The sequence below is a fragment of the Aquimarina pacifica genome, assembly GCF_000520955.1.
Taxonomy (GTDB): Bacteria; Bacteroidota; Bacteroidia; order Flavobacteriales; family Flavobacteriaceae; genus Aquimarina; species Aquimarina pacifica.
Genome location: NZ_JACC01000008.1, coordinates 1 through 13,330, shown reverse-complemented (window position 1 = coordinate 13,330; position 13,330 = coordinate 1). Strand labels below are relative to the sequence as shown.

At 35.5% G+C, this 13,330-nt stretch carries 10 protein-coding genes and 1 tRNA gene; all 11 read left to right on the top strand.

Annotation, left to right across the window (positions count from 1 at the left end):
- Positions 1 to 32: 32 nt before the first annotated feature.
- The 11 genes from mraY (at position 33) to DZ60_RS0105455 (ending at position 13,237) form a co-directional block, all read left to right on the top strand.
- On the top strand, positions 33 to 1,262 hold the full coding sequence (mraY, locus tag DZ60_RS0105505; protein ID WP_025741091.1) for a phospho-N-acetylmuramoyl-pentapeptide-transferase: 1,230 nt from the start codon (positions 33 to 35) through the stop codon (positions 1,260 to 1,262).
- Positions 1,263 to 1,311: 49 nt separating this feature from the next.
- A complete protein-coding gene (gene murD / locus DZ60_RS0105500; protein WP_241448725.1) occupies positions 1,312 to 2,664 on the top strand; it encodes a UDP-N-acetylmuramoyl-L-alanine--D-glutamate ligase in 1,353 nt (450 codons plus the stop codon).
- 37 nt (positions 2,665 to 2,701) lie between these two features.
- Positions 2,702 to 3,913 carry an FtsW/RodA/SpoVE family cell cycle protein gene (locus DZ60_RS0105495; protein ID WP_025741089.1) on the top strand — a complete coding sequence of 404 codons (1,212 nt, stop codon included), beginning with the start codon at positions 2,702 to 2,704 and terminating at the stop codon, positions 3,911 to 3,913.
- Positions 3,910 to 5,022 carry an undecaprenyldiphospho-muramoylpentapeptide beta-N-acetylglucosaminyltransferase gene (gene murG / locus DZ60_RS0105490; RefSeq protein WP_025741088.1) on the top strand — a complete coding sequence of 371 codons (1,113 nt, stop codon included), beginning with the start codon at positions 3,910 to 3,912 and terminating at the stop codon, positions 5,020 to 5,022. The genes DZ60_RS0105495 and murG overlap by 4 nt, the downstream gene beginning before the upstream one ends.
- 8 nt (positions 5,023 to 5,030) lie before the next feature.
- Positions 5,031 to 6,377 (top strand): UDP-N-acetylmuramate--L-alanine ligase, encoded by a 1,347-nt coding sequence (gene murC / locus DZ60_RS0105485; protein ID WP_025741087.1) that lies wholly within the window; start codon positions 5,031 to 5,033, stop codon positions 6,375 to 6,377.
- On the top strand, positions 6,374 to 7,093 hold the full coding sequence (locus tag DZ60_RS0105480) for a cell division protein FtsQ/DivIB (RefSeq protein WP_025741086.1): 720 nt from the start codon (positions 6,374 to 6,376) through the stop codon (positions 7,091 to 7,093). The genes murC and DZ60_RS0105480 overlap by 4 nt, the downstream gene beginning before the upstream one ends.
- 7 nt (positions 7,094 to 7,100) lie before the next feature.
- A complete protein-coding gene (gene ftsA, locus DZ60_RS0105475) occupies positions 7,101 to 8,471 on the top strand; it encodes a cell division protein FtsA (protein ID WP_025741085.1) in 1,371 nt (456 codons plus the stop codon).
- Between the two features lie 249 nt (positions 8,472 to 8,720).
- Positions 8,721 to 10,721, top strand: a complete 2,001-nt coding sequence (ftsZ, locus tag DZ60_RS0105470) for a cell division protein FtsZ (protein WP_025741084.1) — start codon at positions 8,721 to 8,723, stop codon at positions 10,719 to 10,721.
- 159 nt (positions 10,722 to 10,880) lie between these two features.
- Entirely contained in the window at positions 10,881 to 11,330 is a 450-nt protein-coding gene (locus tag DZ60_RS0105465) for a GatB/YqeY domain-containing protein (RefSeq protein ID WP_025741083.1), read from the top strand.
- Between the two features lie 47 nt (positions 11,331 to 11,377).
- A tRNA-Arg gene (locus DZ60_RS0105460) sits at positions 11,378 to 11,451 on the top strand.
- A gap of 343 nt (positions 11,452 to 11,794) precedes the next feature.
- Positions 11,795 to 13,237, top strand: a complete 1,443-nt coding sequence (locus tag DZ60_RS0105455) for a hypothetical protein (RefSeq protein WP_025741082.1) — start codon at positions 11,795 to 11,797, stop codon at positions 13,235 to 13,237.
- Positions 13,238 to 13,330: the final 93 nt, after the last annotated feature.

Here is a 13,330-nt window from a genome sequence, read left to right as displayed (position 1 = left end):
TTTAATACAGTGCGGTGGATAAAAAGTAACTTATGTTATACTATGTATTCGAATATTTAGAAAGCGTTTATCAGTTCCCGGGAGCAACGCTATTCCAATTTATAACATTTCGTGCTGCGTTGGCTATTATAGTTTCGTTATTGATATCCACAATCTATGGGAAACGTATCATTGATTTTCTGAGAAGAAAGCAAATGGGTGAAAGTATTCGTGATTTAGGTCTAGAAGGGCAATCTGAGAAGGCAGGTACTCCGACAATGGGTGGTGTTATTATTATTCTGTCAACTTTAATTCCAGTACTGTTATTTGCGAAGCTCGATAATATATATGTAATACTGTTGATTATTACAACTTTATGGATGGGGGTTATTGGTTTTACAGATGATTATTTGAAAATTAAGAAAAAGAATAAAGAAGGATTAGCAGGTAAGTTTAAGGTGATCGGTCAAATAGGATTAGGAGTAATTGTAGGGTGTACGATGTACTTTCATGATGATATAACTATCAAAGAAGAGAAAGTCCAATCTATGATAGAAGAAGTGGCTGCGACAGAAGATGCTTCTGACTTTAATCCCGCTATAAAATCAACAAAAACTACCATCCCATTCCTTAAAAATAATGAGTTTGATTATTCAAGTTTGATAACTTGGATTAGCCCTGAACTAGAGAAATACGCGTGGTTAATCTTTATTCCTATTGTAATTTTTATAGTTACTGCTGTATCTAACGGGGCAAATCTTACAGATGGAATTGATGGTTTAGCAGCAGGCTCATCTGCTATAATGGTATTGACTTTGGCGTTATTTGCTTGGGTGTCGGGAAATATAATTTTTTCTGATTATCTCAATGTTATGTATATCCCTAATTCGGGTGAAATAACGATTTACATTACTGCTTTTGCTGGGGCGTTAGTTGGTTTTTTATGGTATAATACATATCCGGCTCAAGTGTTTATGGGGGATACAGGTAGTTTGACTATTGGGGGTATAATAGCGGTCATAGCTATTGCAATACGAAAAGAGTTTTTGATTCCTATTGTATGCGGAATATTTTTTATTGAAACGGTTTCTGTAATGATGCAAGTAAGTTGGTTTAAATATACAAGAAAAAAATATGGAGAAGGTAGAAGGATATTTCTGATGTCTCCTTTGCATCATCATTATCAAAAGAAAGGTATACATGAGAGTAAGATCGTTGCAAGATTTTGGATTGTAGGGATATTGCTAGCCATAATTGCTGTGATTACTTTAAAAGTAAGGTGAGTTTTATTGCAAAAGGAATAGATAATGAAGGTTGATATAATAAAAGATTGTGAGTACTAAAACAAACATAAAAAGACTAGTTGTCTTAGGGGCAGGAGAAAGTGGAGTGGGGACAGCTATTTTGGCAAAAAAAGAGGGATTTAATGTATTTGTGTCTGATAAAGGTGCAATAGCAAATCAATATAAAGAAGTTCTTATAAATTCTGAAATCGAATGGGAAGAACAACAGCATACAGCATCTAAAATTATGAATGCTGATGTTGTTATGAAGAGTCCAGGTATACCAGAAACTGTGGCAATAGTAAAGGAATTGAAGCAACAAGATATTCCTGTGGTTTCTGAAATTGAATTTGCGGCTGGATATACCAATGCGCAAATTATCGGTATCACAGGTAGTAATGGAAAAACAACGACTACAATGTTAACGCATCATGTGTTGCGAGAAGGAGGGCTTGATGTAAATATGGCGGGTAATATTGGAGACAGTTTTGCATTGCAGGTCGCAGAGAAAGATGCTCCGGTATACGTACTAGAACTTAGTAGTTTTCAATTAGATGGGGTAAGGAGTTTTGCTCCCCATATAGCCGTTCTTACTAATATAACACCCGATCATTTGGATCGGTATGAGTATAAATTTGAGAAGTATATAGCATCAAAGTTTAGGATTGCGATGAATCAAACTCCTAATGATTACTTTATTTATGATGCAGATGATGCTGTCATAACAGAGTACTTAACGCAGCACCCTATTCGATCAAGATTACTACCCTTTTCGTTAAAAAAAAAGGTAGAAAACGGAGCATATTTAAAAGAAGATAATATAATAATAACCATAGATAACAACGAAATAATCATGTCTGCAGATAACTTAGCACTAAAGGGGAACCATAATGTAAAAAATGCGATGGCTGCCTCTACGGTGTCGCATTTACTGAAAATTAGAAAGGCAACTATTCGAGAAAGTTTAGAGAATTTTCACGGAGTAGAGCATAGATTAGAGAGCGTGCTGAAAATAAATAACGTGCAATATATCAATGATTCTAAAGCCACAAATGTAAATGCAACATTTTATGCTCTTGATGCTATGAAAACGGCTACGGTTTGGATTGTTGGGGGAGTAGATAAAGGGAATGATTATACCGAATTGTATCCGTTGGTAAACGAAAAAGTAAAGGCGATTATTTGCTTAGGAGTTGATAATTCGAAAATAGTGAATGCTTTTGGGAATTGTATTGATACGATTTTAGAGACACAGTCAATGAAAGAAGCTGTAGGTATGGCATATAAGATTGCAGAAAGAAATGAGAATGTATTGCTTTCTCCTGCATGTGCTAGTTTTGATTTATTTAAAAACTACGAAGAAAGAGGAAGACAGTTTAAAGAAGCGGTGAGAGAGCTGTAATTGCTACTCTCGATAAAGCAATAGATAAGATTTGTAAATGACAAAAGTTTTAGAAAATATAAAAGGAGATAAGGTGATTTGGGCTGTAGCGGCACTATTAGCTTTGTTTTCATTTTTACCTGTATATAGTGCTAGTAGTAACTTAGCGTATTTATACGGTGATGGAAATACTTTTGTCTTTTTGGTAAAGCACTTCGCACATTTAGTTTTAGGGTTTTTGATCATGTATGGTGTGCATAAAATACCATATCATTATTTTAAGGGGTTGTCTATTATTATGATTCCGGTGGTTTTAATATTGTTGTTAGTTACAATGGCTCAAAATACAACAATAGAAGGTGCAAATGCCAGTAGATGGATTCGAGTACCATTTGTGGGAGTGACATTTCAGACATCAACCTTGGCTGCTGTTGTGCTAATGGCTTATGTGGCCAGATATCTGTCAAAAATAAAAGATAAAGTAATCTCGTTCAAAGAAACCCTATTGCCTCTTTGGGCACCTGTATTTCTGATATTGATGCTCATATTACCTGCTAACTTTTCTACGGCAGCAATGATGTTTTCGATGGTTATTATGTTGGTTTTTTTAGGGGGATATCCTATGAAATACATCGCTGTGATTCTAGGATCAGGAATCTTAATTCTTACCTTTTTTATTCTGTTTGCAAAAGCTTTTCCTGGGGTGTTTCCTAATAGGGTAGATACTTGGGTAAGTAGGATAGAGAACTTTACAGATGATAAAGAAACACAAGAAGATTACCAGATCGAAAGGGCCAAAATTGCAATTGCTAGAGGAGGTATAATAGGAACGGGTCCGGGAAAAAGTGTACAGCGTAATTTTTTACCACAATCATCCTCAGATTTTATCTATGCTATTATTATTGAAGAATGGGGGTTTGTAGGAGCTGTCTTTTTAATGTTGTTGTATTTGTTGTTGCTATTTAGATTAGTGATTTCTGCCCATAAGAGTGAAGATGTTTTTGGTAAGCTTTTGGTGATTGGAGTAGGGCTTCCTATTGTATTTCAGGCATTAATTAATATGGCTGTAGCGGTAGAGTTGTTTCCGGTTACGGGACAAACATTGCCTCTTATAAGTAGTGGAGGTACGTCAATTTGGATGACCTGTTTGGCTATTGGTATTGTGTTAAGTGTGAGTAGCAAAAGACAAGCTATTATAGAAAGAAAAAGTGAGAAAGAAATAAATGAAAATGAACAAGACCCTTTAGAAGTTTTGAGCGAGGTTTTATGAGTAAAGGTATAAAAGTTATCATATCAGGAGGAGGAACAGGAGGACATATTTATCCTGCAATAGCCATTGCTAATGAGATTAGTGATAGGTATGCTAATGCTACTATTTTATTTGTAGGGGCAAAGGATCGAATGGAAATGCAAAAAGTACCCCAGGCGGGATATAAAATTGAAGGGTTATGGATTAGTGGGATTCAGCGCAAATTAACTTTGAGCAACCTTTTATTTCCTGTAAAGCTAATAAGTAGTCTTTTAAGGTCTATGAAAATTCTAAGAAGTTTTAACCCTGATATTGTTATTGGTACAGGGGGATTTGCAAGCGGTCCGTTACTAAAAGCTGCAAATATGAAAAAGATTCCTACTGTAATTCAAGAGCAAAACTCTTTTCCGGGGATCACCAATAAATGGCTGTCAAAAGGGGCTGATAAGATATGTGTAGCTTATGATGGTATGCAACGATTTTTTCCGAAAGAGAAAATTATTAAAACTGGAAATCCTATTCGTCAGGATGTTTTGAAAATTGAAGGTAAGCGTGAGCAGGCTATCACTAAATTTGGTTTGGAGGCAGATAAAAAAACGATTTTAATATTAGGAGGAAGTTTGGGGGCCAGAAGAGTGAATCAATTGATAGAAAAAGAGCTCTCTTTTTTTCAGGAAAAAGATATTCAGATTATTTGGCAATGTGGTAAGTTATACTACGATGAGTATGCAAAATATTCTAAACAGGACTATGTACAGGTGCATCAATTTTTGGATACAATGGATTTAGCTTATGCTGCTGCTGATATAATTATATCCAGGGCAGGAGCAAGTTCGGTTTCAGAATTATGTGTAATAGGGAAACCAACGATATTTATACCTTCTCCCAATGTAGCAGAAGATCACCAGACTAAAAATGCTTTGTCAATTGCAGATAAGCACGGTGCGGTCTTAATAAAAGAAAACCAGCTCGAAGAACAATTTGAGGATGTAGTTTCTAAAATAATAGTATCAGAAGAATTTAGAAACAAGTTGTCTATTGGTATAAAGGCATTGGCTTTGCCAAATGCCACTGCTGATATAGTAGATGAAATTGAAAAATTAGTAAAACATAAAATACCATTGAAGTAAGTGTGGAAATGAAAAAGCGTTTAGAGGACATACAGAATATTTATTTCGTTGGTATCGGCGGGATCGGTATGAGCGCACTTGCCAGATATTTTAAGTTTCTGGGTAAACATGTAGCAGGATATGATAAAACACCTACGCAGATAACTGCTGACTTAGAGTCATTGGGGGTTTTGATTCATTTTGAGGACAGTGTGGCTAATATACCCGAGTCATTCCTTGCTATTGAAGAAACATTAGTGATTTATACACCCGCAATCCCTGAGGATCATAAAGAACTTACATATTTGCAATCTGCAGGTTTTAATATCAAGAAGAGAGCCGAAGTTTTGGGTGTCATAACTAATAATGTGTATACACTTGCTGTAGCCGGAACACATGGTAAAACTACAACAACAGCAATTCTAGCTCATTTGCTAAAAGAAAGTGGAGCAAAAGTGACTGCTTTCTTAGGTGGGATTAGTGAAAATTATAATTCGAATCTTGTTCTAGAAGGAAATGAAGTTGTTGTAGTAGAAGCAGATGAGTTTGATCGATCCTTTTTGCAGTTGTATCCTGATATAGCAGCCGTGACTTCGATGGATGCAGATCATCTTGATATTTATGAAAAAGAAGATGCATTAGAGGCATCATTCAAAGAGTTTTCGTCAAGAGCCAAGGATCATCTTTTGGTTTGTAATGGATTGCCTCTTTCTGGCATTACATATGGTATAGAAGACGACTCAGACTATTGTGCGCAAAATATAAGAATAGAGAACGGAACCTATATTTTTGATTTAAGGACTCCAGAGAAAATTATTGCCGATTTGCATTTAAGCCTACCAGGTAAACACAACTTGTTAAATGCTATTACAGCCTTTGCTATAGCATCGCTTTACGGCTCCCCAACCGAACTTTTGGCAAAGGCTTTATTTTCTTTTAAAGGCGTTAAAAGAAGGTTTAGTTATCAGATTAAAACAGATGATTTGGTTTATGTAGACGATTATGCACATCATCCAACAGAAATTAATGCGCTTTATCAGGCAGTCAGAGAAATGCATCCTGATAAAAAGGTGTTGGCAATTTTTCAACCGCACTTATACAGTCGAACACGAGATTTTGCCGCAGATTTTGCAAAGAGCCTGAGTCAATTTGATGAATTGTTGTTGTTAGATATTTACCCTGCAAGAGAAGTCCCCATAGAAGGAGTAACATCAGATTGGTTATTAAATATGATTGATAGTACTGATAAAAAAGTAATTGAGAAGGGGGCGTTGATTAAGGCAATTAATGATAGCAATGCAGAAGTAGTTTTAACAATTGGAGCAGGAGATATAGGAGAAGAAGTGCAGCGTATAAAAGAGGCTTTAGAGATATGAAAAGGAGTTTGATAATATATATAAAATGTAGTGCTCTCTTAATTTTAATAGGGGTGCTTTTTGCATTTACAGGTAAGCGTAATGAAGAACGAAAAATAGATAAAGTACATGTAGAATTTATCAAAGAACAGAATCCATATGTAAATGAAGCCGTGGTTAATAAATTGTTAATACAAAATCAACAAAAGACGACGAGCGTGGGCAAAGAAATTTTAGTTTTGAATAAAGTAGAGAAAAAACTAGATGCACACAAAATGATTCAGCATTCTGATGTGTATTTAACTGTAAATGGAGAGCTTAGGGCAAGAATAAAACAGCGGACCCCAATTGCTAGGGTGAATGCAATGACTCCTTTTTATGTTGACATTACTGGAAAAATGATGCCTTTGTCCAAAAGTTATTCGGCACATGTGCCAATTGTGCATAATGTTTCAGAGAGAGAAGTCTTAGAAGTTTTTCCTTTGCTTAAAAAAATTCAGGAGGATGAGTTTTTAAAAAGACATGTTGTGGGAGTACATCGAGATGTCAAAGGAGTGTATAATTTAGAATTAAGGATATATACGTTTTCATTGGTTTTTGGAAAAGTAGAGAATTTAGAAAGTAAGATTAGGAATTTTAAAGCCTTTTATCAAAAAGCCATAAAAGATAAAAGTCTGAATACATATAAAAAAGTCAGTTTGCAGTATAGTAATCAAGTAGTGTGTACAAAAAAATAATACCAATATGGAACGAGAAGTAAATGAAATAGCGGTAGGATTAGATATAGGGACAACCAAAATTGTAGCCATGGTTGGAGCGTACAACGAATATGGGAAAATGAAAGTGTTGGGAGTTGGCAAGTCCAAAAGTTTGGGAGTACATCGAGGAGTAGTCAATAATATAACGCAAACAATTCAATCAATACAGCAAGCCATACAGGAGGCAGAAGGTATTGCAGGAATAAAAATTAATGATGTAACCGTTGGGATTGCTGGTCAGCATATAAGAAGTTTACAGCATAGTGATTATATCACTAGACCTAACGCTGATGCAGTTATTGACGAAGATGATATCGAGAAGTTGTGCAACCAAGTTCATAAGTTGGTGATGCTACCAGGAGAAGAAATTTTGCATGTACTGCCACAAGAATATAAAGTAGATGGTCAAGCCGAAATAAAAGAACCTGTAGGAATGTATGGGGGTAGGTTAGAAGCTAATTTTCATGTTGTAGTGGGGCAGGTAACATCTATTCGTAACATAGGACGGTGCGTAAAAAGTTCTGGTTTAGAATTGTCAGACGTAACCTTAGAACCATTAGCATCTGCAAATGCAGTGCTGAGTCAGGAAGAAAAAGAAGCAGGAGTTGCTTTAATTGATATAGGAGGAGGAACCACGGATTTAGCGATTTTTAAAGATGGTATTATTCGTCATACAGCAGTAATCCCATTTGGAGGAAATGTTATTACTGAGGATATAAAAGAAGGCTGTTCGATCATAGAAAAACAAGCAGAGCTGTTAAAAATAAAATTTGGATCTGCGTGGCCGGGAGAAAATAAGGATAACGAAATTGTTTCTATTCCTGGACTAAGAGGACGAGAGCCCAAAGAAATTACCTTAAAAAACCTTTCAAAGATTATTCATGCTAGAGTAGTAGAGATTATTGAGCAGGTTTTTTTAGAAATTAAAAACTATGGGCATGAATCTCCTAAGAAAAAATTGATCGCTGGTATTGTTTTGACAGGAGGAGGATCACAACTTAAGCACCTTAAGCAGCTTGTAGAGTATATTACCGGTATGGATACACGAATAGGATATCCTAATGAACATCTGGCAGGTAATAGTGATTCAGAAACAACGAGCCCCATGTATGCAACTGCAGTTGGATTAGTGATGGATGGACTTGTTCATATGAAAAAGCGACAGAAAGTTCAAGATATGCAGCAAGTTGCCGCAACTAGTATAGCAGAGCAAGAAGTATCAACAAGTGATGAGGCTACTGGTGTTAAAGAAGAAAATAATCAAGTAGAAGAAAGCCAGGTAAATACAAAGCCTAGAAGAAATATCCTTGAGAAATGGACCGAGAAGTTTAAAGAATTTCTCGATAATGCAGAATAGGATCGAGCGTTAAGAAATTGTCCTGTGGACAATTTTAGCGAGATGCCAGCGCTGAGGGGTTGGAATAGTTAAGAAATTGCCCAGTAAGCAATTTTAGTGAGATGATAGATTTGACCGGTAGGAAAAGTTAAGAAATGGCTTTGGGGAATAGTTAAATAGTAAGCTAATAAACCAACATAGATAAAATAAAGTTCTTTTTGAACGACACACACAATATTAAAAAATAGGAGAACCAGAAAATTAGCAATTATGAGTAATAACGAGGAGTTTGGAAATATTTCTTTTGATTTGCCCAAAAATCAATCCAATGTTATCAAGGTGATAGGAGTAGGTGGGGGTGGTAGCAATGCCATCAATCATATGTTTCAACAGGGGATAAAAGGAGTTGATTTTGTAATTTGTAATACAGATGCTCAGGCATTAGAAAACAGTTCGATTCCGAACAAAATACAATTAGGGGTATCATTAACAGAAGGGCTAGGAGCAGGAGCAAACCCAGAGGTGGGAGAGCAGTCTGCGGTAGAAAGTTATGAAGATATAAAAACCATGTTGGATACGAATACCAAAATGATTTTTATAACTGCTGGTATGGGAGGCGGAACAGGTACTGGAGCCGCTCCTATTATTGCAAAAATGGCAAAAGAGTTAGATATTCTTACGGTAGGGATAGTAACAATTCCTTTTCAGTTCGAAGGGCGTATGCGTAATGAACAAGCTCAGTTAGGAGTAGAGAGATTGCGTGCACATGTAGATTCTCTAATCGTAATTAATAATAACAAATTACGAGAGGTATATGGTAATTTAGGATTCAAAGCTGGTTTCTCCAAAGCAGACGAAGTTCTTGCCACCGCCTCTAGAGGTATTGCCGAAGTAATAACACACCATTATACACAAAATATTGATTTACGTGATGCTAAGACAGTACTTAGTAATAGTGGGACTGCGATTATGGGCTCTGCAAGTGCTTCAGGAAATAAACGTGCGCATGATGCCATTGTAAAATCATTAGATTCTCCTCTACTTAATGATAACAAGATTACAGGTGCTAAGAATGTGTTGCTACTAATTGTATCGGGTAAAGAAGAAATTACAATAGATGAGATCGGAGAGATCAATGATCACATTCAACAAGAAGCTGGTCATGGTGCTAATATAATAATGGGGGTAGGAGAAGATGAGTCTTTAGAAGATGCCATTTCTGTTACTGTTATTGCAACAGGTTTTGATGTAGAACAGCAAGATGAGATTGTAAATACAGAAACAAAAAAAATAATCCATACGCTAGAAGATGAGCAGAGATCAACAGCACAAGACTTATCACCCAAATCAACAGGTGGTGCAGGCTCATTGAAAGTACCACAGCCAAAAAAGGAAGAAGAAAAGGTAATAAGACACGAATTGGTAGAAGATGAGGAGGTAATTGAGCATGATATGCAATTAATACCAACTACAGATGTACTAAAAAATATAAATGTATCCTATGAGATTGTAGATCCATTAGCTGATGAAAATACAGAATCTTTTTCTTCGGATAATGATTTTGTGATCATTAATGCTCAGGATATTATGAAACAAATAGAGGTTAATGATGCAGAAGAATTAGAAGCACAAGAAGAAAAGCAAGATCAGTTTTCTTTGGCATTTGATTTGCCTATGGATAGCGATGAAAAAGAAGCTCCGAATGTGCAGACTCCTTCTATGGATACTATAGATAAAAAAGAAATTATAGAAGATGAGCAGCCTATAATTTTTGATTTGAGTGATGATATTCTTGATTTAGAGGTCAATGATCCTATAGAAGTGGTACCAGTCGGTGATTCTATTTCGGGAGGGGGGCGTAAGTATAGTCTCGAAGATTATATGGAAGAGGAAAAGCGATTATCAGAGGCACAGCCAACAGAGGTAATACAGGAAGAAGAAGAAGTCGTTTTTGAGAAAAAAACGATCGCTCCGGCACCAGAAACCGAGATTGCCGAAGATGTAGATCCTGTAGACCAGCCTATTTCTGAAATCTTAAAAGCTAGAGCAGCTGAGCGTCGGGCTAAGATGAAGGAGTTTAACTATAAATTCAAAAATAATGCATCTAATATTGATGATATAGAAAAAGAACCAGCATATAAAAGAGCAGGAATAGATGTAGAGGCAAAACCTGATGAGTCAAGTCTGTCGAGAACATCACTAGGTACAGATACGAATGATGACATTCAATTACGTAAGAATAATTCGTTTTTACATGATAATGTAGACTAATCAATAAATTTTGGATCATCTGATCTTTAGATGATCCAAAATAATACTTAAAATCAATTTTTGTTGCAGTTAAAAAAAGCGGTATAAACTGATAATCCACAACAAGAATATCGGTTTATTTTTTATCTTCGCAATCCAAAAGATCAAACATTTAATATCATGAGTTTAGAGCAAAAAGTAATGACCGCAATGAAAGAGGCTATGAAAGCCAAGGATACCAATGCCTTAACATCATTACGAGCTATAAAATCAGCTATTTTATTAGCCAAAACAGAGAGCGGTGTAAAAGAAGAGCTTTCTGAAGAACAAGAGCTAAAACTATTACAAAAACAAGTAAAGCAGCGCAAAGATAGTGCGGCTATATTTACAGAGCAAGGGCGTAATGATCTTGCAGAGCCTGAGTTAGCACAAGCCCAAGTAATTGAGCAGTTTTTGCCAGAGCAGTTAGGTGCAGAAGAAATCGAAAAGATAGTTGTTGATATTATATCAAAAACAGGCGCGACTGGTATGAAAGATATGGGTAAGGTAATGGGTATGGCCAATGCAGCACTAACAGGTAAAGCAGACGGAAAAACAATTTCTACCATTGTAAAGAGTAAATTGTCTTAACAATCATTAAGTTGGGTTGTAAATATTAAGTAACTATAAAAATACTAGGCCTCGTGGCGCAACTGAATAGCGCATCAGATTTCGGCTCTGAGGGTTGCAGGTTTGAATCCTGCCGGGGTCACATCAAGCAAGAAACCACGCCATTTGGCGTGGTTCTTTATTTTATGAAAAACCAAACGTAGTTTGAAGCTTTGGAGTAAAATGAAGAGCTAGAGCGATAGCTTGTGGTTTCTTATTTAGTAGTGAGTTTAATGGGATCAACGCTAGTTAATCCTGCTGGGGTCACTTTTAAGACTAATTTTACCGAAGCAAGACAATATTGTCTTGCTTTTTTGTTGGGGATTATTACATTTATACTCCAAGGATATAGTTAATAAGGTAACTATATATCCAGATATTAATGAATATAGTTATCTTGGTGTTTATATAACATTGTTAGTCGCAATTAAAACCAACAGAAATATATGATTCGAGTTTACTTAGATTGGAATGTAATAAGTAATCTTAAAAAACCTCAATTTAAGGATCTCAAAGATTTTATTTCTAAGCATAAAAAACACTTGCAATTTCCATATACACCAGCTCATTTCAACGACTTAATGAAAAGCTATAGTCCAAGTAATGAGCTTTTCAAAGAGGATTTGGAAACTTTAGAATTCCTTTCTGATAAACACTTATTGAGATGGGAAAAGGATAGAGTTAAGCCATTGTTTGGAACTCCAACTGAATATTTCGAAGGCGAAAAGGATAAAGAGGACATATCCGAACTAATGAACATCGAAAAAGTATTTCAAGACCTTGATGAATCACTCGATGAAATAGGGTTGGGAAAAATGGGTGGTTTAATGAAATCTCTTTTTCAATTGCAGCCTTCTGGGATTGACATTACAGAAGAAAACAAAGATATTTTGAAAAAGATGTTTCCAAACCTTAAACCCAACTCAACGATGTGGGATTTAATGAAAGAAGTTGGACCTTTTTCTCAAAATCTCCTGCAAGATGGTGAGTATTATAAAGATTTCAGAAAATCAATGGCTGACTATGGTTTCAAACTTGAATCTAATTCTGGTAATTGGAGTTACAATGAAGTAATTAAAAACATTGATGATTTCTTATTGAAGTTAGGAACCAAAATGACATATCTTGAATATGTAGAAACTACGTTCAAACACAAGAAAGAGCCCACAAATCAATATGAATATTATACTACAGCATATCTGATGTTAGATATGATTGGGTATAAGATGGATAAACTGCCTAAGCCAACTGACAATATGCAAAATATTCAAGCAGATGGTGAACATTCGTTTTATGGTGCGTACTGTGATTATTTCGTTGCAATGGACAAGAAACTAAGAATTAAGTCAAAAGTCCTCTACAACGAGTTTAATATTCCAACCAAAATTATTGAGCCAAAAGATTTGATCTCAGAATTAACTATAGTGCTTGATGACATCGAAAATAAGAAGAATTTTCTTGATGAAGCAATTGGTTTTTGCAATAAGGACTCATTAGTCGAATCATACCCAATAAAAGATGGAGAGACTATCAAAACATATGCGTTTAAATTGCCTAAATTTTATTTTAACTATTTCAACTACGTAATCTATACAAACTACCCTGAACAAGAAGGATTCGTTTTGACTTTCAGAAAAGTATTCAAGAATTTTTCAAGATTTATTTATTACACCGAATCTGAGAATCTTATTGATTCTATTGCGCAATACTTTGGGTACAATAATCAAGACGAATTGAAATCAAAGCAAAAGGAATTTGTTTATGGCGATAAAGAAGTATCTTTTGACTGGACATTTGAAGGCGGTTTAATTCGTTTAGAAAAAGAAGAAGATACCAAAAGACCTATTTTGAATTATATAATATCAACAAGAAAAGAAAAAAGCGACTAAAACGGTATATGAAATCATAGCCGCCTAACGGCAGGCTACGCTTCATATACTAAACGTTAGGTTTAATTAGGTACGTTAAACAAACATCCTTTA